Origin of the sequence: Clostridium sp. DMHC 10, from assembly GCF_001270375.1 — a bacterium.
Taxonomy (GTDB): Bacteria; Bacillota; Clostridia; order Clostridiales; family Clostridiaceae; genus Clostridium_S; species Clostridium_S guangxiense.
Genome location: NZ_LGVB01000015.1, coordinates 734,926 through 760,301, shown reverse-complemented (window position 1 = coordinate 760,301; position 25,376 = coordinate 734,926). Strand labels below are relative to the sequence as shown.

The window sequence follows — 25,376 nt, the reverse complement described above, 5'->3', positions numbered from 1 at the left end:
TTATTTATCCTCCTTTACTTTTTTAATTATATCTTCTGAAGATAGAGACTTCCGTCATATCTTAAAATCTTAGCATCAAATTCTATTCCAGTGTTTTCTCTTATAAGTCTAGCAAGCTGTGCCGTTGCATTTTGTTCAACATCTATAAGTGTCTTTACCTTTTTTGCCTTTTCTCTTATAAGCTTTTCTGGAAGAGGCCAAACATCTCCAAAAACTAAAGCTCCATATTTTACTTTTCCTTCTTTATTTAAAAATTTAACCGCACCTTTTATAGGGCTGTAAAGTGAACCCCATCCAACAAGAAGTGTATCTATTTCTTCTCCTCCTATATATTCAGGTTCCAAAAGTTCTTCTTTTAAATGTTCAATTTTTCTAAGCCTCTTGTCATTCATTTTTATTCTAACTTCACTGGATTCAGTTATATGTCCAGATTCATCGTGCTCATCACTGTCTACAAGAACGGATGTTCCAGGTATCTTTCCAGGTGTTATTCTAGGTGAAACTCCGTTTTCTGTAACCTCATATCTTCTATACTCCTTACCACCTGCAATTTTATCATCACTTAAATACCTTTCGATTTTTACTTTATTAAAATCAAATGGCTTTACTGTCCTTAAATTATCTGCAAGAAATTGGTCTCCAAGTAAAATTACTGGTATTTGATACTTGTCTGCAAGATTAAAGGCTCTCATCGTCTGATAGAAAGCATCCTCTGGACTTCTTACTGCAATAACCATTTTAGGTATCTCTCCTGGCGTACCATGAATAACAAAGCTTAAATCTCCTTGTTCAGTCCTAGTAGGTAGTCCTGTTGTTGGGCCTGGTCTTTGTATTTCCGCTATTACAATAGGAACCTCCAGCATGCTTGAAAGTCCTACCGCTTCAACCATCAATGCAAAGCCACCTCCAGAGCTACCAGTCATTGCCCTAACGCCTGTATAGGCTGCACCGATTGCCATATTAATAGCAGCAATTTCGTCTTCTGCCTGCTCTACAACTATTTCAGCTTCTCCCATTTTTGATGCCAAATAAGTCATAATACTTGTAGATGGTGTCATTGGATAAGCCGAATAAAGTTTGCAGCCTGCAGCAAGAGCTCCTAGTGCTATAGCATCATTAGCATTAATTAAAATATTATCGTTTTTGCCGTTTGATACTGTATAGTATTTAGGCAAAACCAATTTTGCACCTTCTTTAAAGGCCTCTAGGTTTTTAACAGCAATTTCAGCCTTAAATTTCCTATTTAATACATCCGCTACAGAGCTCAAATCTTGATTAAATAATTTCAAAATTGCTCCCAAAGCAGCACTTCCAAAAACCCTTGAATTGCCTATCTTTTTAGCAATCTTTTTTAAAGGCAATTTATATATTCTGGCATCTTCATAATCTACTTCTTCATCACAAATTACAAATCCTGTTTCTTTTAAATCTCCTATATGAAGTTTAACTGTATCACTATTTAACGCTAATATTCCATCAATTTTTTTAGAATGAGAGTATATTTCTTCATTTCCAAAACGAATTTGAAAAAAAATTATGTCCACCTCTAACTCTAGACATATAATCTTGAATTGAAAAAGTTCCAAATCCCTTTTCTTTTAAGATTTTTTCTAATATAGAAGCAAGAGTCTCCATACCTTGACCTGCTGCTCCTCCAATGAGAATATTGTAAATCATACTCAAAACCCTCTTTTCTTTAAATTTTCAAAATATTATTTATCTTACAAATTAATCATATCACTCCAGTTATTATTAATCAATATTAATTATTAATAAGTAATTATTTTTGTTAAGTATAAAAAAGGATATTCACTAAATAATACTATCATTTAGTGAATATCCTTTTTCTTTAAATATATCTTTATTCGTATCCTCTTTTTTATCTGCTGCTTCATCTTTAATTTCTGATCTTAATTCATTTAACGATTCTTCTCTTCTACAATTTTTTGCCTTTAAATCTTGTTTAGTTTTTTCATTATCTTCATTTTTAATCATTTCATTTGCTTGATGAATATTTTGAATAGTATTGTCTATATTTTCTTGAATTCTATCCACATTATCTCTTCTATCATCTGGATTACTTCTCATAACTACACATCTCCTTTAATAAAATTTTAAAATTGATTTTGACTCAATGCTTATTATGTTCAAGAGATATGTGTATTATTCTTTTATAGACCAGCTAGGGTAAATTATATTTAAACAGTTTCTATTTATACATGTAATCTCTAGTCCACTCTAAATCGTTATTTACGCCTTTATTAAATAAGAATTGATGGATAGTTATATTTCCACAATTAAATGATGCTGCACAAGAATTTAAATACAATCTCCACATCCTTATAAAAGTTTCATCTTTAGTTTTTCTTATTTCAGGCAGTGCATTTTCAAAGTTTTCCGCCCAGTGTTCCAAAGTTCTTCCATAGTGCAATCTTAAATTCTCTACATCAATTACGTTAAAATTTCTTTCCGACATACAGTTAATGAGTTCTGCAATTCCAGGAACGTATCCTCCTGGGAAAATGTACTTATTTATCCATGTGTTGTTTCCTCCAGTTTTTATGCCTGTTATGCAATGAAGTAAAGATACACCCTTATCATTTAGTAGTTTATCTATAGTATCAAAATACTCAGAAAGATGATCTTGTCCTACATGTTCAAGCATGCCTACACTGACTACTTTATCAAACTTTCTATTTTTTAATTCTCTATAATCTACAAGTTGAACTTCAACTAAATCCTCTAAGCCTTCATTTTTTACTCTTTCCTTAACTTTATTAAGTTGTTCAGAACTTAAAGTTATACCCATAGCCTTTACTTTATATTGTTTTGCTGCTGAAATAATCAATTCTCCCCAGCCGCAACCTATATCAAGTAAAGTCTCTCCTTCTTTCAAATCTAGTTTTTTAAGAATATGCTGTACTTTATTTTTTTGAGCTTGATTTAAAGAATCGTCTTTAGACTTAAAGTAACCACAAGAATATGTCATAGTATCATCTAACCATAACTTGTAGAAATCATTTCCTATATCATAGTGAAATTCGATATTTTTTCTGCTATTTTTAATATTATTTGTAGCCATCTTTAATAAGCTTGCATATTTATCACTGTTGGATAAAAAACTTTCTTTATTGTTGTATAGAGATTCTATAACCGTTTGAACGCTTCCTTCAATATCTATTTTTTTAGTCATATAAGCTTCTCCAAAGGTTAATGAAGGATCTTTAATAATATCAGCTTTAGGAATAGGCTCATTGAAGATTATTTTAAATTTTACTTCTCCTTCTCCATAAACTTCAGAACTTCCATCCCATAATTTTAATTCAAAGGTATCTGAAAATAATTTTTTAAACAATGTTTTATAAAATATTTTGTCAATAATCATGACTGTCATCTCCCTCTACTTAAATTGATATGTTTCTACTAAAAGTTAATTCTCTTTGCCTTTTGATAAATAATTAAGTAATTCATTATAATTTTTTTCCGCTAATTGTTCCCTATTTTTTGAATTTTCTATTTTATTATTATGTACATCAATATTCTTTTTAAAATTTTCCAAAGTATCAATGATAGCATTTTTAAAAAAGTGGGATAGCATCAATTATTTTTTTTATTCCATACACATATTCATCATCGCCGAGACTAAAACATTGAAATAATCCAGAAGTTAATCTTCCATCAGAAAATATGTAAATATATCTATCTCTCATTTCGTCAGATAAATCAACTTCAATTTTATGCTTGTATAATCTAAAAATTATATCGCCATTCTTTATAAATATAGGGAATATGCTAGAAAAAAGTTCTGTCATATTATTATTTTCCTCATCAATTAAACCAGAAAAGTCATTTTCGTTAAGTTTTATTAAGATTTCATTAGTAAATATATTGTTTTTTATTTCTTTGCCAAGTTTTAATTTTAATCTTTGTTCTCTTTCTTCAACTAATAAATTATCAATTGAATCAAATAACTTATTAAATGCACATATGCTTTTTTAGAATTACTTTTATTATCAGTCACATTAATACCTCCATAAATTACTTAATAAAAAACGCTGAAAATAAATTCCACAATATGGGTGCTATAATTACTGTCATAATTCCAGAAATAGCAATAGTTAAACTGCTCATAGCCCCTTCAATTTCCCCTATTTCTATAGCTTTAGCCGTTCCAACAGCATGCGATGCACTACCCATAGCTATTCCCATAGCTACCTTATCATTTATTTTTAATATTTTGTACAAGAATGGTCCAATAATAGAACCTAATATTCCAGTAATTATAATAGCAACCACAGCTATAGATGGAATTCCCCCTAATTGTCTAGATAATGCCATTCCTATGGGTGTTGTTATAGATTTAGGTATTAATGATTTTGTAAGTTTATCTGAAAGATTGAATAATTTTGAAAGTACAATTACACATATCATTCCGGAAATAGCACCACATAAAATACCTACTATAATAGGTAATGCATTTTTTTAAATAAGGAAAACTTCTTATATAAAGGTAACGCTAAAGCCACAGTAGCAGGAGCCAAAAAGAAAGAAATTACTTGTCCGCCTTTATCATAATCATTATATTTAATATTAAATTTCAACAAAAATACAATTAAAATTATTATTGCAATAAGTAATGGATTAAAAATTGATAACTTGAATTTTTGCTTGATTAAAGCACCTATTTCATAGGCAATTATAGATATTAACACACCAAAAATAGGTGAAGTTGCTATAGCCCTCATCTTTAGCACACCTTTCTTAAAAATTTAACAACATAAGCAGTTACAACCCAGACAACAACGGTAGAAATAAAAATAATAATAGAAAATGCCATAACTTTACCTTTAAGCATACCAAAAGATGTCATTAAGCCAACACCAGCAGGAACAAATAAAAATGACATACAAGATATTAAAACTTCACATATGTCCTCAATCATTTCAACTTTAACTATCTTAAAATATAAGGCCAAGAAAAGTAGTATCAAACCAAGAACTGTGCCTGGTATAGGCAAGTTAAGAGCCAGCTGTATAATCACCCCTAAAAAATATGCGGTCAAAATAATCATTAATTGCTTTATATGCTTCAAAAAATCACCTCTTTTGTAATTTATCATTGGTGTAGTGGTCTGACCATATGGCGCTAATATATCATATATTTTTTATTAGTTCAACTAACGTATTCTCAACTATGACCACTTTCGCTGTAATCTTATCGTTTACTTAATTATTTGCTCATGAATAGGCGTTATTATACAGCAAAATAATATAAATTTAAAGGCATGAATAAAAAATATTTTTTAATACATAATATACAGTAAATATTATAAGGATGTGTTTCTTATGTATGGTAATTATAATAATGGATTTTGGAATTTTCCAGTTCTTTGGAATAAATTTGGCGGAGATGATTATAGCTCTAAAACAGCTCATGATTTTTACGATATATATGTAAATAAAGATTATGTTGGCAAAAAAGTATTAGCAGCTGAAGGTGAAAGAGTTGAGGATATAAAAAGTTTTTTAAAAACACAGGGCTTTACTGAATTTAGTTCTGAGCTTATAGGAAATGAGTTTAGCATAACCTGCAGTGAAGCTGCAAAAAAACATGTAAAAGAAGCAGTAGATGTGTATATACACAATAGATAGTAGATTAAAGATAAACAACTTGAAAGGTTAAAATTAGCAAGATTTTTTTGGTAACATTTAACTTATTTAAAATCAATGCACAATGAAGGATGATTTATCTTCCTCTCGCCAGATAAATCTAAAATTATATAAAAATGCAATGTTCAGCTGGCAAAGCGAGCTGATATGGATTTATCTCAAATTGGCGTCAGCAATAAGTTTTAAATTTTCTGTAACAAAGCGAAAGAAAATCATCCTTCATTGTGAACTGTGCATTGTGAATTGTGAATTAAAAAAACATTACTTGTAAAACTTACCAAACATATTTTAAAGCTTTCAAGTGGTTTATCTATGATAACTATCCTCTAACTCTACCTCCATGCACTACTCTACCAACTACATTGCCTAGATTTCCATCTTCCTCTTCATTATTAATCTTTAAAGCCCAAAAAACAGGAAATCTTTCACTTATTTCTGTTTTTATAATTTCTGGTGCTGCAAAGGCTATAATTTGGAAATTAAGTTTGTTTGCTATGGTAAATATAGGGTCTAATACATGAGCTCCTGAAGCCTTGCCAAAAGGATTGTCCAGCATTAACACAGTCCATGGATTTTCATTGCCTAAGGTTCTCTTTTTATAATTCATAAGCATCATAATTATAAAGGTATTTATAGATAGAGTTTGTCCCCCGCTGCCTTCTGGTGAATCTCCTTCTCCTGAATTCACTGCTCCCCAGGTTGCGTAATGATAATCCTGTGGTTTTGCGTATAAAAATTCATTCTTCTCTGACATTTTGTATACTTCTAAGCTGGGATATTTCCCCCTCAGAGCCTTTGAGAATATTTTTTTATCGCTCATAAGCTCGTTTAGTTCCTTGTTATCAAGATTATCAAAGTCGGCGTCCTTCTTTTCTAGCTTTTCAATGCACTCAATAAAGTATTCATTTAAAAGTATATTAATATCACTTTCTTCTTTAGGCAAAAGTTCTTCTCCCTTAAGTCTTACAAGCTTAAAGGCATAATTATTTTCATTAACATATACCATTTTATTTACCATTTCCTTTAAGCACTCTGATATTTTAATTGCCTGTCTTGCAGCTCTAGAAACCCACTGTTCCTTTGCCTCTTCCGCTTCAAGTTTGTCAGTTTTTATTTGATTTATTTCTCTTTCTGCGTGTTCCTTCATACTTTTAAAAGAATCCTTGTTGCTTGTAAAATTGCCTATATTCGTCTTATCCCCTATAATTTCTTTGATTTTGTGTTTTAAAATTTCATCTTTTATATCATTTTTTAAAGCCTCTAAAAAAACTTCAAAATTCTCCTCGGCATTTGTAGTATGATTTTTTATACTTTGATCTATATTCTTAAAATCTTGTATCCATTTGTCTACTTCATTCTTTTCATTGTCTTTTATCTTATTCATATCGTACTCTGAGGTCTTTCCTTTTAGCGGATCAATTTCAAAGTATTTAATTTCTGAAATACAATTATTTATATTTGCCTTTCTAACCTCTAAAGCTTTCAATATATTTTCTGTTCTAGCTAAATATTTGCTATTATCCTCTATCCCACTTTTAATTTTAAATTCCTTTTCTTCTAAATTTAAGTTTTCCCACACATTAGCTGCTTTTTGGTGTTCTTCAAGTATTTTATTAGCTTGCTTTTCTATGTCTTTAATTACAGCTTCTATAAGACCTTCAAGCTTGCTTATGCTTTGAGACTTCTCTTTAGCCAACTTTTCTTTTAATTTTATTTTCTTAGCTAAATTATCAAATTCCATTTCAGCAAATTCCAAGGATATGTTTTCTACCTTATAGTTTTTCCAATTCAAATCAATTTTTTTAAGCATTTTAATCTGCCTGTCTATATTTTCTTGAATATCCTCTGCATTCTTTTTCAAAAGAGCAATGCTATTATTTTTGCTTTCAAGCTTTGTATTTAAACTCTTTCTGTAGGAAATACTGCTGTATATCTCATCTTTTTTTGAAGCTTCATAATTTGGAGCTGTGCTGCACTGTAAATTATCTTTAGGATTTATTTCCTTAAATTCCGCTTCCTTTACAACCTCCCTTATGTCCTTAAGTCCTGGCTCAACAAGTTTAACCTTCCATCTTTCATAGTTTAAATTCTCATCATTTATATTTTTATCTAAAAGCTCTTTTTCTAGTTCTTTTTCACTAAGCTTAGAAACTAAATTGTTTAACTCCTGCATCGCTTCTTTTTCTTCTTTTAATTTTTTATCTATTTTATTTTTAAATTCTATAAAATTCACAAGTTTTTCAATTTGATAAGAAAGCTTTTTAATATTTTCATCCACATTTTCTCTATTTTTTTTATTAATATTAAGTTTTTCTGTAGAATTATTTATGCCAGTCTCCGCTGCACTTATCTCACTTAAATTTTCATTAATATTAAGCTCTATTTGTTTAAGTTTTTGGTCTAACGCTGCAGAGCTTTCAGTTTTAAGTGCAAGACTAATAGCATTAAGAAGTTCTCCTATTTTTTCTATAGAGCCTTCAACTACTCTAATAGTTTCTTTTGCTTCAAGTTCTTTTTTACTTAAGCTTTCCTTCCAAGATACATAACTATCATAATCCTCTACAAACTTTAAAGCTTTGTGGTCTACTAATTTATAGTTAACACTTTCAACCTTATTCATTTCTGTTCGAACATAAATTGGAACTAAAGCTCTTAGAAAACTTTCTTTATCTATGTTACTTTCTATGGTTTTCCATTCATTAACATTAGATATAACTAAACCAAAAGGCAGCATTGGGTAATTTGAAAGCATGTTCTTTTTTTGTTCTTCATGAAGAGCATATAAAAACTGAGTTCCATAAATAACTTTTATTCCTAAAGCCTCTATTTTATCTTTCACACTATTTACATCGTTATTTGCTATCCAGTATTCTTCTGTATTTAAGCTTAAATCAATACTGTTTTCCCATAATTCCTTGTAAAGCTTCTTTTCTTGAAGTTCTTTTTCTTCTTTAAGCTTCTTCACCTCAAATGCCTTATTTTGAAGCCAATTTTCCGAATAAGTTTCCATCAAAGGATCAAGCTTACAAACTTCTAAAACTCTTGCAAAAAGTTTTTCTTCCTCCTCTTTCTTTTCATTATACTTTTTTGTAATATCTTTTTTACTATCCCCATATTGTTCAAGTTTCATTTTAAACTCAGCTATTTTTAGCTTTAGGCTATTTATTTTTTCCTCCAGCTTTTCGCACTTGCTATTTAAAGTTAAAAGTTTTTTATCCTCTTCTTCCTTTTCCTTTTTAATATCTTCAAGCAATAATTCTGGATAAACTATCCTAAAAGGATCAAACTCCGTGCCAAGTTCCTTTTCTTTTTTATTAAATTCTTTCTTTTTATCTTCAATTGCCTTTAAATTAACCTGTATACTCTGCTTTTTTTCATTTAAACTTTTAATTTCCACTTTTAGCTTTGCTTCTTTATTATTTAGAAAAGCTTCATAAGCTTTATATTGGCTGCTTATATTGCTCCATTTTTCCTGTGTAATTTTCCATTTATCTTTAATTTCTTCTTCTACCTTATTCATTTCCCCATGTACATCTTTTAAAGCTAAAGAATTCATGAGCTTTTCTATTTCTTCAAGAGTAGATTTTTTCTTATATTCATCTTTCTCCATAGGAATAATAAGCTTATTTATTTCATATTTTTTCTTTTCCTCATTCAAATCATCTATTTCGCTGTTTATATAGTCAAATTCTTTTTGTTCAAAGGCCTTATTCCCTTCATAATCCTTTTTTGCTCTAATTTGTTTTGCATACTCCAGATTGTCCTTTTCAAAAAGCAGCTCACGTTTTCTTGTTTCTGCCTTACTTTTTTCTTTTTCCCAGGTTTCTATTTCATTTAGCACATTATTTTGAATACTGTTTAAACTACAGTAAAGGTTATTTCCATTTATAATACAGCTATTTTTCTTATCTTCATAAATAATTCCCTGCTCTGCATCTCGTATTAACGGATCTAATAATGAAGATATATTTTTATAATCTACTTCTCTATTTATAAGTATAGGAAGATTTTTAGTTATAGAAATATTGCTTTTAAACATATCTTTAAGCACATTCTTATTTTCTTCAAATTGACTGTTTAAATTTTCAGAAATAGCTGGAATTATGTATTCATCAAAAATACCTTTATTATCTTTTGCCTTTGAAAAATATTCCCCAACTCCGCCTTCCACTTTATTTATAAGCTTTAAAATAGACCACTCTGAGCGGTATATTCCAAGTCCCGCTAAATACTGATAGTATTCGGAGTTTGTACTTCTGGAATCCGACTCAGAAAATTTTCTAAAATCCCTTTTATTATCTCCTAAAAATTCTTCTAATGCTTTATAACTCACTGCTTTTCTTTCATCTTTTAAATAAAGAGGAATATTTTCTACTATATAAGGGTCATCAACATAATGCTCATGAGTATATAAAAAATACTTTACACCTATTTTTTCTTCTTCCTTTTCCTCCTCCTTATTATCAAGCTTTTTTACCGCAGTGATGCAAATACCTGTCATTAACCATCTATCCGGCATTGTATCCAGTTTCCACTCTAAAAGCACATGAAAAGTGTAGGGTTTAAATTGATTGTTTCTATTTAAAAACATGCCAGCAATCTTATTTCCATCATTTTTACCCCATCTCGTATTTGGAAGCATTATCTGAGATATAAGCTGCATCAGTACTCCCTTACCACTTCCGTTATTTAGAGTAAACAAAGTATGGTCTGGTTCTCCCATCTTTGTCAAATCAAAAATACTATTGTCGTGACACTTTTTAAAATTATCATACTTATTTCCTACTATTCTAATTTTAGTTAGTCTCGGCATTGCTTTTTTCCTCCTTTGCAGCTTCTATAAGTTTCATGAATTCTCTATATCTATCTTGATTGTGATACAGCTTGTCTAATCTTTCGTATAATTCTAATTTTGGAATCAACTTAAGTTCTTTAGTATTGTTGTAAATAAGCTTTTGATCCGCTAAAGGTTTTAACGCCTTATAAATAAAATTAAATCTATTATCCGTAGTATTTACCACATCTATGCTGCCTTTAGTTTTACTGTTTTTCATTGGTGAAAAGTCTTTATTCCACACCTCATCAATTTCCTTAAGTGCTATACCCCAATCTTGACTAAAGCTTTCCTCCTTTTTTTCTCTTGCAATCCAGGAATTTATGATTCCATTCACCAAGTCTTCAAGCTTAGCATAAGATATACCTTCTTCTTCCCATCTAATTCTTATGTTATTTTCTTTGTCCACTTCAGATAAAAATACGCATATTATCAAATTAGCCAAATAAAAGTACTTTTTGTTTTTTAAATCCTTATACTTTTCCTTCATTTGAGTATAAGAATTTGCAAAAATAGATCCATTAGCAGAAGAAACTAAATGAAGATTTTCCATGGTGTCTATTATCATAAGATCTGCCTCCGCTGCCATAGTTTTTACTATTTGCCTCATTTCGTTATCATTTGAATATTCTTCTGCAAGAGGCTCTTTAACAGATACAATATTTTCTTTTAAAAGCATGAAAAATAACGCAGATGCTTTTTGTATATTTTCCGTTGTATATGCCATTACTAATCCTCCAAATTATTTTTAATATATATTTTATATGGTGATATAAATAAATTTTGCAAACTTAAAGGTTTCTTTTCTCCTTCTAACTTTGAAGCAACTGTTTTTCCAATAAGTTTTTTATACTTTTCATCCTTTTCACACAATTTATTAAACAAAATCATTCTTTCATCCATTTCATCAAATTCTTCAGTTGTCTCACTAAAAGTAAGCCCCGTAAGCACAAACATCATAAATATTTCTGTATTCTTTTTTTGGCTTAGCCAGCTTTCCTTAATAATAACATCCATATTTTCAAGTTCCGTAATACTAAAACCTTCACCATCTATAAATTTATCAAAAATTGGCTGCCAAAGATCTACTATAAGTTCCCAGTCTACTTTCTTTTTATTTATAAATTCTTTTTCTTCTTCCTCACCTTGTACATCTACATTAACTTCTTCATTTTCCCTTATAGACTGCTGTTCCTGCCATGCCCAATCTAAAGGATATATAAATTCAAGCTTGGGAGACAAAAGCGGCGTCACTAAGTTCTCTAACAAATCAAAACTTGGCAGTCCATTTTTAACAATTACATTTTGCCATATATCTTTCTTAAAAGATACTCTAGATGTTGTCCAAAAGCTTTCTGGATAATTTACTCTTATTTTCACTTCAAAGGCCATATTGTCTACTACTATTTTTGCAAGTAAATTGTGAAGTACTCTAGCCTTTTCTACTTCTTCAAAAAGCTTTTCTCCATCTTTTCTTTTATCCTTAGGGAAACTTTCAAGTCTGCTTTTCCAGGAAAGCATATCCTCAAAAGTCTTTTTTTCGTCTTCAAATTGACTTTTTATTTCCTGATCCGTTTTTCTTCTGTCCCTTTTGGCATCAAAAATATTACCTGAGGATTTCTCATAATATCATGTCTATAATCTTTTTCCCTACGTATTAAATTTCTAACTCTTCCAATTAGGTTATTTACGCTGCTTAAAGCTTTATTAAAGTTTCCACTTTTAATTAATTGAAGTGTGTAAAACTGCTCCACATCAAAACCAAACTCTTCAAGCATTTCCCGTGTTATAAATATCATTTCCTCCGCTTCTTCTGTGAGCATATACACTGTACTGCCGCCCTTTTCCCATCTTGAATGCTCTCTATCAGGTTTCAAATATCTAAATTTGTATATCTCATGTTCTCTTGTTTCTTCATTATATATTGGACAGCTAAATGGATCCTGTCTATTAGAATCTTTATACCACAGCACTCCATCAACAATTCTCTCTATATTTTTATCAGAAGTAGAGATTTTCATTTCTCTTAAAATATCTGAAACAATATATATCATATCGTTACGTGTTCTATTAGGGTTTTCCGTAATTTCTCTTCTGAATATGCTTAGTAAAAGATACAGGCAAATTTCATGAGCATAATTGTTTAGCTCGCCTATGTCCATGCCTGTGCCAAGCATTCTTATAACATTAATTTTTTTCAGCCTGTCCATCATTCCAGTTTGAACTAAATCCATCTTTCTATACTCCTCCTTCCAGCCCTAACAAATATTCATACGTAATAAATTCTTGAGGAATTCTACAATTTTCTTTCCAAAGCTCTACTATATAATCCTTATACCTACCATAATTCTTTTCCTCAAATTCTTTCAAAATACACTTTAAACATTCTTCATTTTTCTGCTGATCCTTGCTTTTATATTTTTTATGTACCTTTATAAGCTCCACATAAGCCTGTACTAGTAAACTTATATTTACATCATTATACTTATCTTTCAACGCTTTATATATAAAATATCCATCTGGGTCCATGTCTCCAAAATAATATACCGTAACTTCACTTGTCTTAGCTATTTCATCTAGAAAAGAAAAACTCTTTATAATTTTCTTTCCATATCCAAAAATAAGTGCATCTGGCGCTATTCCAAATACTTTTATGCCCTTTTGCACTGCCCTCTTAAAAGAAAAAAATGTAGAATGATTTTCCAGAATTATTATAGTTTTGATTTCACTAACTCCTCTATTCCAGTAGATAAACTGTTCACCATACTGCTTAGCTTTTATATCCTCAAGACTTAAAGAAAGCCTTTTGAGCACTTTATTATCCTTTTTGCCATTATCACTGTCTGTCAAAAAATTTTTCATCGTAAAAAAGCTCTAGGCATCTTTCCTCAACACTATCCCACTGCCTGTTTTCCCTTTCCTTTAAAAAAATTGTATATATTTTTTATGTACATCCATTCTTTTTTAGTTTGATACTCTGGATGTTTAATATAAGTTTTAAAATTTAGCATATCAGAATACTTAATAATATCTTCATCTTTCCAAGAGCTTTCTACCTTAGAAGTAACTATAGTCCACTTTAATTTCATAGGCAATTTAGCCCTATTGCTTTCTGATCTTGCAATTTCTCTTATAATTTTTTCTTCCTTTAACTTTTGCATTTCCTTATAAAAAGCCTCATAACCGCCAAGTTCATAGTAGTTACTTTGTCCACCGCATTTTTCTATAATAAATTTTTCTAAATCAACAAGTTCAAATTTTTTATTGTTTTTGCATTTATTATCAAAGAAAAGCTTTATATATCTACGCATTATATCTTTCCCTTCAATTCTGTATATTCTTACAAATTATTATAACAAAAAAAAGAAGCATAATACTTCTTTTCTCTTTGTATTTTATTAATTTTCATATCTAACATATACATAATCTGATTTACGATGTTGCTAGATATGCTCAACATATTCCACTATTATGCCATCAAGATGTTTTACTGTCATATTTGTTCCAGATAAAACTTAATACAATAATGATATGGTTAAATGTACAAATTTTCAAGTACGCACATTTTTGTTATATACTAATAAAAATAGTACTAAAGGAAATAAAATTTATGGCAAGAGCATTAAAAGATCCTGAGCTCGATAGTTCATGTCCACTGGCAACTGAGGAAAAACTTATATAAAGCTTAATTACCTCTCTATTAGTTCCTTTAAGTCTTTCTACAATGTCATCTTGATTAGATTCATCTATATTCACGTTTAAAATGCAATTATATAGCTCTTCTACATAAACAGGCTTATAGGTTTCCCAACCTTTCTCTGAAAAAATTATCATAGGAAGCCTTCCATTATAATCAATATCTAAATAATCATTCACAAGCATCCAGTCTATAATTTTAGTGATTTTTTGAGAGTTAAATCTTTGTAATATCCATAACTCGGGCAGCTGTCAAGATGACTTTCTAAAACTTTCTTATCTTTAGATCCCTTTAGTATTTTTGCAAGCATTGACCTACCTGCAGTAAAAATAATTTCATCTGCAGCTCTAAGGATTTTTTCTACATCCTTTTTTGATGGTGCTGTTTGGTCTTTTAAATCACTTAAGGTATAGTGAGCTCTTGGTTTTCTGGACATTATATAATCAACCTTTCTATGATAAATTTTCATTAAGTACTTAGTTACAGATTATTTTGTTCTATAATTTCTGAAACAAGTCCAGTTCCAGTAAAATCATTTCTTAACAATTCAAGATACATTCTGTTTCCAAATGCTCCACCTGTCATGTTGTCTACCGTTTTCATCATTCTTATCAGTATAAGTTTCTGCGACTCTACTGGCATTTCTATTTCTTTTGCAAGCCTATCAAATTCATCAAATATATGTGTTTCAATTCCATTAAAAGTATATACATTTCCCTTTCCATCTAAAGAATAATACATTTTAGTATAGCAGTTACTTATAAACTCATCTGTAACATCTTTATGATTATAATAATTTTCAAATATAAATTGTTCAAAAGGTCCTACTAATTGCAACATTTCACTATCATGGTATATGTCATCTTCTTCTCTATTGAAGGATTCCTTTACAAGCTTCATTATCTGCTTCTTATTTTCTTTAATTTGACCTTCAACAAAATAACTGCAACTGTCTATACATTTTATTTCAGATCCTTTTTTACTTCCACAGCAAGTAGAGCAAATCACTTCATTCAAAACCGGACATTTTCTTGCAAATTTTATTTTTTTATTACAAAGTGCACATTTGGCCATATTATAACTACCCCTTTTGCTAAAATTTTTTATCTAATTTTACTTAATTCATCTACAAACGCTGGTCTCTTTTTATATAAAGCACTCAACTCATTTTTTAATTAGATTTGTTTTTCTTTTCCTGCTATCTTTTTTATATTTTTTTTAATATTTCGCACACATATCTATATTCTAATCTATTAATTCTTTAATATCAGCAAATTCCGTACATATTTGTAGTATATCATTCCTATAATCCTCAAGATTAATAAAAACATTATTATCAATTAGTTCTATCAATTTATTGAATATTTGTTTTCTTAAGTTTAAATCTAGATCATCTCTTAGCACTATGTTTTCACTTATAAATTGTATAATATCTCCTGCTAAATAACCTATATCTCCAGAAGAATCATCTGAATACGTAAACTATCACCACTTAAGAAGTGGATGGCTTCGTGGTCAATACTACTACTGTAGCAAGTTTACCCACGCTATCAAGATCATTCCAACCTCTCTAACAATATATCTTTTATTACATTGCTAGTTTTAGCATATTTTTACTTGCATTTATATCTCTATCCATTACCATGTTACAAACTGGACATATATACGTCCTACAAGACAAGTCCTTTGTTTGACTTGACCTACTTTTAAGTCCTCAATTACTATAACTTGGTTTTCGTTAATCAATTGAGTGCTTACTTTATGTAACATATCTTTCCTTTGATTTGCTATTTTTTCATGTAATTTTGCTACTTTTATTCTTGCTTTTTTTCTATTATTACTACATTTTTCTTTTCTTGACAAATCCTTTTGGAGTTTTTTAAGTCTTCTTTCTGATTTTTTTAAGTTTTTTGGATTACTGAAGATTTCTTCATCACTTGTTATTGCAAATTCTTTTATTCCTAAATCAACTTGAACTTTTTCTAATTCCAAATATTCTTATTCCATAAGCATTATTGCCTTTTTTTAGTACTCATATTCTTATTATTAACTAGAATAGTATTCTAAAAACCATAAATATCACCTTCAGCGTTATAATTTTTTAGTTTTTCAACAACTAATACATCCGCTGGTACCCAATTAAGTTTGTAAAGTTCATCTAACGACACCCATCTAACTTCATTATGAACATTTAAATGCAGATTTCCTCCGCATACCTCACACAAGAAGCAGTGCATTGTAAGATGAAAATTTGGATAATCATAATCAATTGTAGTTATGTATTTAGAAATTTTTATATCCAGTTCTAATTCTTCTTTGATTTCACGTATAAGTGCTTCTTCTCTTGTTTCTCCAGGTTCTATTTTTCCGCCTGGGAATTCCCACATATTTTTGAAATCGCCATAACTGCGGCATGCTACACATATTTCATTATTGTGTTTTATAATTGCAGCTGATACTTGAATTGTTTTCATCTATAAACACCCCTGTAATCATATTAAATTTTAATTTCTTTTTCTCGCCCTTGTTTAGTATGTTCAGTTTTTAATATACTATTTTTGTATTGTAATTATTAATTAATATAAATCTGTTATTGTATACATACCATTTTTGTAATATAATGTAATGTAGATAATTATTTAAGGAGCTGATACTAATGGCTATGGCTGGTAATACTTATACAATCCAATTGAGACCTTCTCATCTTGGGTGGGGAGATCATAGGTATACAAATACTAGAAATATTATCTATGGAGAAGGATATATTTCTTTACCTATACCAACTGCTAGATCATTTAATATATATAACTCAAATAATCCTACTACAGGATGGGGATATAATTTATTTCATGCTTCATCTGTTGATGGCTTCTTAAATAATATGCCACTTCTCGCACAGGGCTCTGAAACTGCTGGAGACATATATGCAAAACAGTTTTCCGTACAGGGTAATCTAAGAATGATTGGTACATGGTATGCAAGTCAAAATGCAACACCTAACAACTCAGTAAGAGTTACCTGGACATCACCAACAGATATTTTTCTTGAAATAATTTAATTTAAAATCCACTTTGACAAATTATCTATCAAAGTAGATTTTATGATTTATTAAATAATAAATATGAGCGTGTCACATTAGCATAAAAAAATATGTTTGAACTGCTTCCCGTCAAGTAGACAGTTAAAAAAATAAAATCTTTTTTGCCAGCAGGTATACCCTGCTGGCAGTTTTTATGCTGCATGTAAATACATATCATGTTTCTCCATTGGTGTTAATACACCAAGATTTCTTTGTAGTCGTTTATTGTTGTAATACTCAATATATTCTTCGATCATTTTCACTACCGATTCCCTGCTGGCAAATCGATTTCCATAGTAACGTTCTCTTTTAAGGATACCCCAAAAGCCTTCCATTGGACCATTATCAATGCATCTTGCTACTCTTGACATACTCTGGGTCATTCCTGCAGCTTCTAATTTAGCATGGAAAACTCGACTTGTATATTGAAATCCTCTATCACTATGAAAGAGCGGGTGTGCATCTCGATTTACGTTAACAGCAACGTCAAATGTTTCAAAGACTAACGCATTATTATTGGAATCACGAACAACATAGGAGACGATTCTCCTATCGTACAAATCCAAGATGGCACTTAGATATACCTTTCTTTTCTCTGCCCCAATGTAATACTTAAATTCAGTTACATCAGTAAGCCACTTTTTATTCGGTGCATCGGCAGTAAATTCGCGGTTTAGTAGATTTTCAGCTATGTATTGTGGATTTGCTGCTTGCCTAGTACAACCATTGTTTGCATATTTGATTGTTGATTTTATATTAAGATTACGACATATGCGTAAAACACGTTTATCATTCACTTTAATATCATGATATCGTTCTAAATGATCTCGTATTCTTCGATATCCTTTATCAGGGCTTTCTTCATGAATCTTTTCAATTTCATCAGCAATGAGGCGGTTTACACTCTCGTTTTCAGAAATTTCTCTATGCAACCATTTATAATAAGCTCCCCGTGATACTTTCCCAAGTTTACAAAGTGCAACAATCGAATAACCATGTTCTTCATTTTCTTCTTTGATTGCCTGATAAATGTATTTGTGTCGTCCCAGGCTTAGCCCCGCCTCCTCTCTATTTCCTCGAGTTTTTTTAAGAAAGAAGCCTCCATTTCAGCACGTTCTTTCTCAGCTTTTAAAATCTTATTTTCAGCACGTAGCTTTTCTAATTCGCTCATTTCACTCTCAGATTTTCTTTTCCCACGGTTATCGTTTAAAGTTTCCACGCCACCGCTTTCATATTTAACAGTATAGTTCCGTACTTGTTGATAGGATACCTGATACTGCTTTGCAGTATCAGAATAATTATGATCATGTGAAATACAATACTGTACTATTTTAACTCTTTCATCAAATGTAGTTTTTCTTCCTTTAGTCATGATAGTATTTTCTCCTGTTCCCAAAGATTTTAATTCTTCATGACCATTATACTTCTTAATCCATCTTCTGAGTTGAGTTTCTGACCGGATTTTATATTTTTTCAGTATTTCAGGAGCTGTATACTTTCCGTTCAGATAATCATTGACCGCTGCCTGTTTTAATACAGAAGAATATCTACTTGCTTGACTACTTGTTCTTAATCCCTCAAGTCCAAAAGCATTATATAGACGAATCCAACCTTTTAGTGATCCTTGACTCATTCCGTATATACGACATAATTCTCTAAATCCATAATTGTTATTGAGATATTCAATAATAATTTTCTCTTTTTGTGCATAGGAATACTTGTGTTTAAATGCCATAAAAAATATGCTCCCTCCTAAGTGACAAGTTTTTTATTATTTCACTTGTCTACCTAGAAGGGAGCATATCAACTAACGCGGCACCTTCTTTATATCATATTATGATTATGCAACTTTTTACTTTCACATATAAGATTTCAGTCATAAAATTTTAATAACTGCCATATTTATCTTTAATATTTTTAAAATCCTCACAAAACTTAAAAAAACTAATATAGCAAGTATTTTTTAAAATTTCTATATCTATATTTTCTGCAATTTCATTAAAAACTTTTCTTGAACTTACTTCATTATATTGTTTAAGCACTCTATTTAAATAACACTTAGGGAAGTCACTATTAGGATCATCTTCCCTACTCCATAAAAATTCTGGTCTTTTAGGCAATTTAGGCTTAGATGGCTTTTTATCAAAACATTTTTCATAGGCACTTTCATCTCCTAATAACCATGATTCTATCATCCTAATTGGCATCATTGATATTAAGAGCACTTCGTATGACTTGCTTTTACTATTAAAAACATTAAATCCTTCCATAAAAGGAACATACTTTTTAAGCCTATTATTTAATTCTGATTTTGAGCATTACTTAATCCGTGAATAAATGACGCTAACTTCTCTCCAACAAGTCCAATATCATTAGTCTTGCCTCTGCTACCTCTATTTCTTATTTTTTCAGTAGATAATAATTCAAATGAATCCGATTGAATTAAAAAACTTTTTATTTTGCAAAGTTCAGGATATTTATCTTTGTCTTTTTCTTCATCAATATTTTTCATAAAAGAAACTGTTAAGTCTATGTTAAGTAAAATTTCATTTTCCTCAATATCTAACTCGAATGTTGTTCTAAATGTAATTTGTCTCTTGCTGCTACTACTTAACTGTGACTTTAAATCCGAAGGTTCCCATCCTCTAGATTGTATATAACTATCTATGTCCATCTTTACTATATTGCATAATAAGTCTATTGCCTGAAGAATTGTGCTTTTTCCACTCCCATTTCCACCGATTAGCACTGTAAGTGGCTTTAAATCTATGCTAAAATCATTTAATGCCTTAAAATTATCAATATAAATACTTTTGATCATTGTATTACTTCTTTTACTTATAATTATAACCAAAGTTCTAATGTTTAATAGTTACTATTTATTTTTCCCACAGCACTTTTTATATTTCTTACCACTCCCACATGGACAAGGGTCATTTCTTCCTATTTTGTTTTCATTTCTTACTGGCATTGAAATAGCTTCATTATCAAAATTTTCTTCCAAACTATAACCTAATAATTTTGATAAATTGTTACTATACCTTTCTTCATCAAATGGTTCTTTATCCTTCATAACATAATAGAGTTCTTCTAATAAAACTGCTGCATCATTTCCTTTGCTTTTTCTTTTATGTATCCCATGCTTATCAGCTTTTGCAAAGTTTCATTTGTACACTTAGGATCATTATCCTAATTTGATTGTCTACAACTTCTAATATATCTCTTTTTAATCTATAATTTGGCAATCTTAACACCTCTCATTTCTGTTAAGCTATATACTTACTATATTATAACCTATAACGTAAATTATTTGAATTATATATTTTCCTTAAACTTTTACATATTTCTACCCTATAATGAAAATTTGTCATACCTAAACTTCCCTTTGACTCCTCCCCAAGGGTTGGGTCTATAATATAGCAAAGAAGGGATGGTGAAAATGGATAATCAAATTAAAATCAGTGATTTCGTTAAGTTAACTGGAAGCACTTTAAAAACTGTTTTATACTATCATAAAATTGGTTTACTTAAAGAACCAAAGCGTTCACCCAATGGTTATCGCTTGTATGGAGCAGAAGAACTTTCACGTATGCTAATGATTAAACACCTAAAAACCTTAGGTTTGGATTTAAAGCAGATAAAAGAAATATTAGGAGATGCAAATGAGCAAACTAATTTAAATGAAATTTTGAAAGCACTGCAAACTGACCTTTTAAAAGAAAAAAAGCGCATTTATGAACAATTATCTAGGGTAGAGACCCTGCTAAAGCATCAAATAACACCTCTTGAAAAAGCTTCCTTTGAATCTGAAACCTTTGAAATGGTAACAAATATATTGGAAACTACCAAAGTTGAAAAACAAATTCACAGTTATACAGAACTTTTTTGAGCAGCAGCGTAATATTTTTAGCATTATAGAGGATTTCAAGTGGGGCAAGGATTATAAAGATAATTTCATAGAAATAGTAGAATATTTTAAGCTGCATCCGGAAAAATATAAAACAGCTTTAGGATTTGGCAAACGCCTTGCTAAACTAAAAGAAATGCATGAGGATGATCCAGAGGTCGAAGCTTTAGCAAAAGAAGGTTCTGATTTTATAAAGAGTATACCTCTTCTTAAAGAAAAATTATGCAACCAGTCTGGTTTCGGAATGACCTATGAAAATTTACTTAATGAGCTAACAGATGATTATCTTTCACCTGCTCAAAAAAACATAGGCAGCTTATACAAAAATATCTAAACTATAGAGGAGGAAATAATAATGAAAAATGATGTTAATAAATCAAATGCCAAGGTTTATGTATTTCCAATAGTTCTTCTTATTATTATGTGGGTTATTTTGTTTCTCCCTGCAGGTTCAATTAACTTCTGGCAGGCGTGGATTTTATGGGCAGGTTTTTCCTTAATAACTTTTTTTATTGCAGTTTATTTTACTAAAAAAAATCCCGAGTTCCTAGCTAGGAGATCAAAAACTAAGGAAAAAGAAACAGCAAAAACTCCGGCATTTTTCAAACTATATTTTGTAGGTTTCATTCTTCCTGGTATAGATTTTCGCTTTAATTGGTCTAAAGAACTAGTATGGGTTGTAATTCTATCAAATCTTATATTTTTTGCAGCATACATCTTTATTTTCTTTGTTTTTAAGAAAAATACTTATGCTTCAACAGTTATCCAGGTAGAAAATAAGCAAAAGATTATTACAACCTTCCCTTACTCAATAGTTCGCCATCCAATGTACTCTGGAATGGTAATAATGTCTATATTTATGCCTCTTGCACTGGGGTCTTATTTTTCACTAATACCTATGCTTTTCATAATACCTATAATTGTATTTAGAATAAAAGGGGAAGAAAAAACTCTTTTAAAGGAACTTGAGGGCTATAAAAATTATTGCTTAAAAACACCATATAAACTTATCCCTTTAATTTGGTAAGTAAATCAATAACTTTGAATATTACACAAAATCATCTCGCAAAATGGGCTTATTATTTTCTTTCAGATGCCTTAGCAAAGAACAATTATTTTATATGGAGTAGTTTGAGCAGGTATACTCTTGGTTGTAGGTCCATAGATAACAATTAGATTTCTATTTCCAGGATACCTCGTAAAAGGCTGATCGTTTGTCAGAATTATCTCCGTAGATGGGGCAATATTTAGTTTTAAATTTCCATCGCTGCTTATAAGCTCTTTGTTAAAATAATCAACAACAACATTTTGATATTCCTTGTTTTTTGCAATAACAATTGCAGGATACTGTGGAGGATAAATAAGAATGGCAGGTGCATTTCCATCATAAAATCCAGTTACTTTATCTCCCACCTTTACCACCTCATGATCAACAAAATAAGTTTCAGGTGATATCACAAAGTTTACAGGTTCCTTATCCTTGCCTTCAAGTGACATTAACTTGTAGCAACCTGCATCTAAACTTTCACTTGGATAGAAATCTTCAATCTGCATGGCAGTGCCACTAAAACCCGCAAACTTTTGTGTTTTATTTCTACACTTTGAATCAATAAAAGAATGACATTGAACTTGCTTAAGATAGTATGGGCAACAGAAAAATTGTCTATTACGCATATAAAACTCCTTTATATAAAAACTCATGGTAAATAGTATATGCTGCATTTCTAAAAATGTACTATCTTTTAACTATATAATCAATGTACCCCTGTTTTATTTTTTGTCCTTCATATATTCTCTCTAAAATTCTATTTTCTTTAAACAATATTTTCATATCCTTAAAGTGCTCTTCTGCTTCATTAATATCATAATAAGCATGAAGAATTTTTTCACCGTCCTCAATTCTAAAAAACTCACCATCTCCTACCTTTTCTCCTTTTCCATAGTCCTCATCATTTATGGAAAGAAAATTTACAAGACAAAGTCCTCCTGGTTTTAATACTCTTTTTATTTCATTTACAGCTATTTTAATATCAGCTTTTTCATATGAAAATACTATTATAAGAATAAACATAATTAAAGGACTCATTTTCAAAAGGAAGCTTTCTCATATCTCCCTTATCAATATTAAGATTAACCTTATGTTCCTTTGAAAAAGCTTCAGCCCTTTCTATTTGCTTATCGCTTATTTCAATACCATAAGTCTTGTATCCATTTTGTAAAAAAAGTGAAAGCGGCGGCATTTTTCCACCAGCTCCACAATCCAATACGGTCTTCTCTAACTCTTCTTCATTGCAAAAATTCAAAAATCTGTACAATTGAGGTTGTCTAAATATAAGCTTCATAAAGCCCCTTCTTTCTACTATTACTTTTTCACTCAAAATTACTACAATTATATATTAAATTGTACAAATTTGAAACAATATTTATTCATTTACAGTTTCTACTCTATTAACAGCTTCAGCATTTTCCTTCTTTTTATTAAAAGGCACAGCGATCAAACCAAATATTGATATAATTCCTGTTATCAAAAAGCATTTATTATAAACTTTATAGCTTTCCTCCTCCTTTACTTTTGAAGCATCATCAATTATTTTATCTACTTCTTTTTCCTGAATCTTAAAATTTTCAATTACAGTATTTTTCATTTTATCAGGCACGGTTTTTAATACTCCTGCTTCCTTACTGATAAATATAGTGTGTACAGCTGACTTTGAAATCCCACTGGTACTTTTGCTATTAGAAGCTTTTATTTTATCATTAAAGGAAGTTTTCACCTGTGCTTCAAGAACTGTGCTCCTATTTATCTCCGCTAATATTTTATCCTTTGTGTTTTGAACTGCAGTGGTCATAAAATTACTGCTGAGTGTTGATACCAAAGCTATTGCAATACATGCACATAACTGTCTTAAACTGTTTTGTATTCCCGATGCCATAGCATTTTTATCCTTTGATATTTCTTCATAAGCAGTTTGATAAAGTGATGTTGTAATTCTAACACCAATACCAAGCAGTATAAAGGCTGTAATAATTATTGTCATGTGATTTTCGTTGTTCATAAAGGCAAACATAAGATTTCCCACAGCTACTATAACTATAGATACAAAAGATACAACTCTATCTGAAATATTTTTAGCTATAAGCGGCAAAAGTGGTGCTGATATAAGTGCTGCCACACTTGGAATTCCCATCATTAAACCTGCTTTTAAAACTGAATAGCCAAGGGTATTTTCAAAATAAAAGTTGAGCAAATATGATACAGGCATGTAGGCAAAGAAAAATACTGCTATTAAAATTATTGAAGCTGTAAAACTCTTAACTTTAAATAAACTAAATTCAATCATTGGATTTTTTATTTTCATTTCATATATTACAAAAGCAATTATAGCTGCTGCTGAAACTGTAAACATAAGAATTATCCTAGTGCTGTTCCATCCATAATCATTTCCTTTTACAAGTGAAAAAGTCAAAGCACCTAAGCCAACTGCTAAAAGAATGCAGCCTATAAAATCTATTTTCTTTTCTATGGTTTCATCATAACATTCTTTAACGTATAGTGCTCCAAGTATAAATGCAAGAATAACAAAAGGTGTATTTACATAAAATATAGCTCTGTAATTAAAATATTCATTTAAAACACCACCAATAACAGGACCAGAAGCTGCAGAAACAGATATTGTCATTCCTACAATAACTGCTAATTTGGCCATTGCCTTTTTTCCAAATAGTTCAATTCCTAGTGGTATGGAAAGCGGTGTTAATATAGCAGCACCTACTCCTTGAAGGACTCTAAAAATTATGAGCATATTCAAAGAATTTGCAAGTCCACATAATATTGATGCTGCTCCAAATAAAACAAGACCAATTAAAAATAATTTTTTTCTTCCATATATATCTGCTATTTTTGAAAAATTAATAAGCAGTGAAGAAAAAGCAATTAAGTATGCAGTACTCACCCAGGATATTCCTGTTGTATTGGTATTAAAGTAAGTCGCCATGCTTGGAAGGGAAACATTTACTATAGTACTATCTAATACCGTTAAAAAACATGCTATAGCTATCGATATGAAGGCCAAAATTTTTTGTGATTTTTTCATAATTAAATCAATTCCTCTCTTATATATGATATAATTGCTTCAAAAGTTGAAGTTGAATTCAATTTCATTTCATATATTATCATCATAATTTACTTA

At 30.1% G+C, this 25,376-nt stretch carries 27 protein-coding genes and 5 pseudogenes; 5 read left to right on the top strand and 27 right to left on the bottom strand.

The genetic code is table 11. The annotated features are described in order from the left end of the window. The 6 genes and pseudogenes from AGR56_RS05540 to AGR56_RS05515 all read right to left on the bottom strand — a co-directional run bounded on the left by AGR56_RS05540 (position 1) and on the right by AGR56_RS05515 (position 5,092). A pseudogene (locus AGR56_RS05540) lies at positions 1-1,677 on the bottom strand (2-oxoacid:acceptor oxidoreductase subunit alpha). Positions 1,678-1,812: 135 nt separating this feature from the next. Then, the gene (gene tlp / locus AGR56_RS05535) at positions 1,813-2,088 is read right to left on the bottom strand and encodes a small acid-soluble spore protein Tlp (protein WP_053241444.1); all 276 of its coding nucleotides are present in this window, start codon (positions 2,086-2,088) and stop codon (positions 1,813-1,815) included. 121 nt (positions 2,089-2,209) lie between these two features. Next, complete coding sequence (locus AGR56_RS05530; RefSeq protein ID WP_053241443.1) at positions 2,210-3,385, bottom strand: cyclopropane-fatty-acyl-phospholipid synthase family protein; 1,176 nt, start codon at positions 3,383-3,385, stop codon at positions 2,210-2,212. A gap of 45 nt (positions 3,386-3,430) precedes the next feature. Continuing rightward, a pseudogene (locus AGR56_RS05525) lies at positions 3,431-4,021 on the bottom strand (hypothetical protein). 17 nt (positions 4,022-4,038) lie between these two features. Further along, positions 4,039-4,745: pseudogene (locus AGR56_RS05520) on the bottom strand (LrgB family protein). Positions 4,746-4,747: 2 nt separating this feature from the next. Further along, positions 4,748-5,092: a CidA/LrgA family protein gene (locus AGR56_RS05515; RefSeq protein ID WP_053241442.1), complete on the bottom strand. Its 345-nt coding sequence runs from the start codon at positions 5,090-5,092 to the stop codon at positions 4,748-4,750. A 253-nt stretch (positions 5,093-5,345) separates the two neighbouring features. On the opposite strand from AGR56_RS05515, the gene AGR56_RS05510 reads away from it, so the two are divergent. Continuing rightward, positions 5,346-5,651, top strand: coding sequence for a hypothetical protein (locus AGR56_RS05510; protein ID WP_053241441.1), 306 nt, complete (start codon positions 5,346-5,348; stop codon positions 5,649-5,651). A gap of 337 nt (positions 5,652-5,988) precedes the next feature. Here AGR56_RS05510 and AGR56_RS05505 read toward each other — a convergent pair whose 3' ends face one another. The 12 genes and pseudogenes from AGR56_RS05505 to mutT form a co-directional block, all read right to left on the bottom strand. Further along, positions 5,989-10,482: a hypothetical protein gene (locus AGR56_RS05505; protein ID WP_053241440.1), complete on the bottom strand. Its 4,494-nt coding sequence runs from the start codon at positions 10,480-10,482 to the stop codon at positions 5,989-5,991. After that, positions 10,466-11,230 carry a DUF6063 family protein gene (locus AGR56_RS05500; protein WP_053241439.1) on the bottom strand — a complete coding sequence of 255 codons (765 nt, stop codon included), beginning with the start codon at positions 11,228-11,230 and terminating at the stop codon, positions 10,466-10,468. The genes AGR56_RS05505 and AGR56_RS05500 overlap by 17 nt, the downstream gene beginning before the upstream one ends. Before the next feature lie 2 nt (positions 11,231-11,232). Next, on the bottom strand, positions 11,233-12,024 hold the full coding sequence (locus AGR56_RS20705; RefSeq protein WP_198149944.1) for a hypothetical protein: 792 nt from the start codon (positions 12,022-12,024) through the stop codon (positions 11,233-11,235). Between the two features lie 38 nt (positions 12,025-12,062). After that, on the bottom strand, positions 12,063-12,737 hold the full coding sequence (locus tag AGR56_RS20700; protein ID WP_198149942.1) for a hypothetical protein: 675 nt from the start codon (positions 12,735-12,737) through the stop codon (positions 12,063-12,065). Positions 12,738-12,741: 4 nt separating this feature from the next. Continuing rightward, on the bottom strand, positions 12,742-13,365 hold the full coding sequence (locus AGR56_RS20695; protein WP_053241438.1) for a Wadjet anti-phage system protein JetD domain-containing protein: 624 nt from the start codon (positions 13,363-13,365) through the stop codon (positions 12,742-12,744). Between the two features lie 32 nt (positions 13,366-13,397). Then, entirely contained in the window at positions 13,398-13,814 is a 417-nt protein-coding gene (locus AGR56_RS20690; RefSeq protein WP_053241437.1) for a hypothetical protein, read from the bottom strand. Positions 13,815-14,073: 259 nt separating this feature from the next. Further along, positions 14,074-14,379, bottom strand: a complete 306-nt coding sequence (locus AGR56_RS21425) for a hypothetical protein (RefSeq protein WP_053241436.1) — start codon at positions 14,377-14,379, stop codon at positions 14,074-14,076. 11 nt (positions 14,380-14,390) lie between these two features. Continuing rightward, positions 14,391-14,669, bottom strand: coding sequence for an RQC domain-containing protein (locus tag AGR56_RS21420; protein WP_242851326.1), 279 nt, complete (start codon positions 14,667-14,669; stop codon positions 14,391-14,393). An 11-nt stretch (positions 14,670-14,680) separates the two neighbouring features. Continuing rightward, positions 14,681-15,274, bottom strand: a complete 594-nt coding sequence (locus AGR56_RS05470) for a hypothetical protein (RefSeq protein WP_053241434.1) — start codon at positions 15,272-15,274, stop codon at positions 14,681-14,683. Between the two features lie 171 nt (positions 15,275-15,445). Continuing rightward, positions 15,446-15,604, bottom strand: a complete 159-nt coding sequence (locus tag AGR56_RS20065) for a hypothetical protein (RefSeq protein ID WP_157055673.1) — start codon at positions 15,602-15,604, stop codon at positions 15,446-15,448. 184 nt (positions 15,605-15,788) lie between these two features. Next, positions 15,789-16,213 (bottom strand): annotated as a pseudogene (locus AGR56_RS05465) (transposase); the annotation flags it as partial. 50 nt (positions 16,214-16,263) lie between these two features. Then, positions 16,264-16,674 carry an 8-oxo-dGTP diphosphatase MutT gene (mutT, locus tag AGR56_RS05460; protein WP_053241432.1) on the bottom strand — a complete coding sequence of 137 codons (411 nt, stop codon included), beginning with the start codon at positions 16,672-16,674 and terminating at the stop codon, positions 16,264-16,266. 182 nt (positions 16,675-16,856) lie between these two features. On the opposite strand from mutT, the gene AGR56_RS05455 reads away from it, so the two are divergent. Then, on the top strand, positions 16,857-17,258 hold the full coding sequence (locus tag AGR56_RS05455) for a hypothetical protein (protein WP_053241431.1): 402 nt from the start codon (positions 16,857-16,859) through the stop codon (positions 17,256-17,258). Positions 17,259-17,431: 173 nt separating this feature from the next. Here AGR56_RS05455 and AGR56_RS05450 read toward each other — a convergent pair whose 3' ends face one another. The 5 genes and pseudogenes from AGR56_RS05450 to AGR56_RS23255 all read right to left on the bottom strand — a co-directional run. After that, positions 17,432-18,328: an IS3 family transposase gene (locus AGR56_RS05450; protein WP_347460514.1), complete on the bottom strand. Its 897-nt coding sequence runs from the start codon at positions 18,326-18,328 to the stop codon at positions 17,432-17,434. A gap of 2 nt (positions 18,329-18,330) precedes the next feature. Next, complete coding sequence (locus AGR56_RS05445; RefSeq protein ID WP_053241429.1) at positions 18,331-19,014, bottom strand: helix-turn-helix domain-containing protein; 684 nt, start codon at positions 19,012-19,014, stop codon at positions 18,331-18,333. Positions 19,015-19,165: 151 nt separating this feature from the next. Next, complete coding sequence (locus AGR56_RS05440; protein WP_053241428.1) at positions 19,166-19,549, bottom strand: hypothetical protein; 384 nt, start codon at positions 19,547-19,549, stop codon at positions 19,166-19,168. 29 nt (positions 19,550-19,578) lie between these two features. Further along, on the bottom strand, positions 19,579-20,100 hold the full coding sequence (locus AGR56_RS05435) for an AAA family ATPase (protein WP_053241427.1): 522 nt from the start codon (positions 20,098-20,100) through the stop codon (positions 19,579-19,581). 54 nt (positions 20,101-20,154) lie between these two features. After that, positions 20,155-20,244, bottom strand: a pseudogene (locus AGR56_RS23255) (SEC-C metal-binding domain-containing protein); the annotation flags it as partial. 474 nt (positions 20,245-20,718) lie between these two features. Between AGR56_RS23255 and AGR56_RS21415 the strand changes: the two are divergent. The 3 genes from AGR56_RS21415 to AGR56_RS05420 are packed head-to-tail and all read left to right on the top strand — an operon-like array spanning position 20,719 to position 22,213. Continuing rightward, positions 20,719-21,168 carry a MerR family transcriptional regulator gene (locus AGR56_RS21415; protein WP_242851325.1) on the top strand — a complete coding sequence of 150 codons (450 nt, stop codon included), beginning with the start codon at positions 20,719-20,721 and terminating at the stop codon, positions 21,166-21,168. Next, complete coding sequence (locus AGR56_RS21410) at positions 21,131-21,520, top strand: hypothetical protein (RefSeq protein WP_242851324.1); 390 nt, start codon at positions 21,131-21,133, stop codon at positions 21,518-21,520. The genes AGR56_RS21415 and AGR56_RS21410 overlap by 38 nt, the downstream gene beginning before the upstream one ends. A gap of 21 nt (positions 21,521-21,541) precedes the next feature. Then, a complete protein-coding gene (locus AGR56_RS05420) occupies positions 21,542-22,213 on the top strand; it encodes an isoprenylcysteine carboxylmethyltransferase family protein (RefSeq protein WP_053241425.1) in 672 nt (223 codons plus the stop codon). A 71-nt stretch (positions 22,214-22,284) separates the two neighbouring features. On the opposite strand, the gene AGR56_RS05415 is transcribed toward AGR56_RS05420, so the two are convergent. From AGR56_RS05415 to AGR56_RS05405, 4 genes are all read right to left on the bottom strand, one after another. Then, positions 22,285-22,860: a hypothetical protein gene (locus tag AGR56_RS05415; RefSeq protein ID WP_053241424.1), complete on the bottom strand. Its 576-nt coding sequence runs from the start codon at positions 22,858-22,860 to the stop codon at positions 22,285-22,287. 61 nt (positions 22,861-22,921) lie between these two features. Then, positions 22,922-23,272, bottom strand: coding sequence for a hypothetical protein (locus tag AGR56_RS23250; RefSeq protein WP_347460392.1), 351 nt, complete (start codon positions 23,270-23,272; stop codon positions 22,922-22,924). Next, positions 23,226-23,528 carry a class I SAM-dependent methyltransferase gene (locus tag AGR56_RS23245; protein WP_347460391.1) on the bottom strand — a complete coding sequence of 101 codons (303 nt, stop codon included), beginning with the start codon at positions 23,526-23,528 and terminating at the stop codon, positions 23,226-23,228. Before AGR56_RS23245 ends, AGR56_RS23250 begins: the two co-directional genes overlap by 47 nt. A gap of 81 nt (positions 23,529-23,609) precedes the next feature. Next, positions 23,610-25,280 carry a DHA2 family efflux MFS transporter permease subunit gene (locus tag AGR56_RS05405; protein ID WP_053241423.1) on the bottom strand — a complete coding sequence of 557 codons (1,671 nt, stop codon included), beginning with the start codon at positions 25,278-25,280 and terminating at the stop codon, positions 23,610-23,612. Positions 25,281-25,376: the final 96 nt, after the last annotated feature.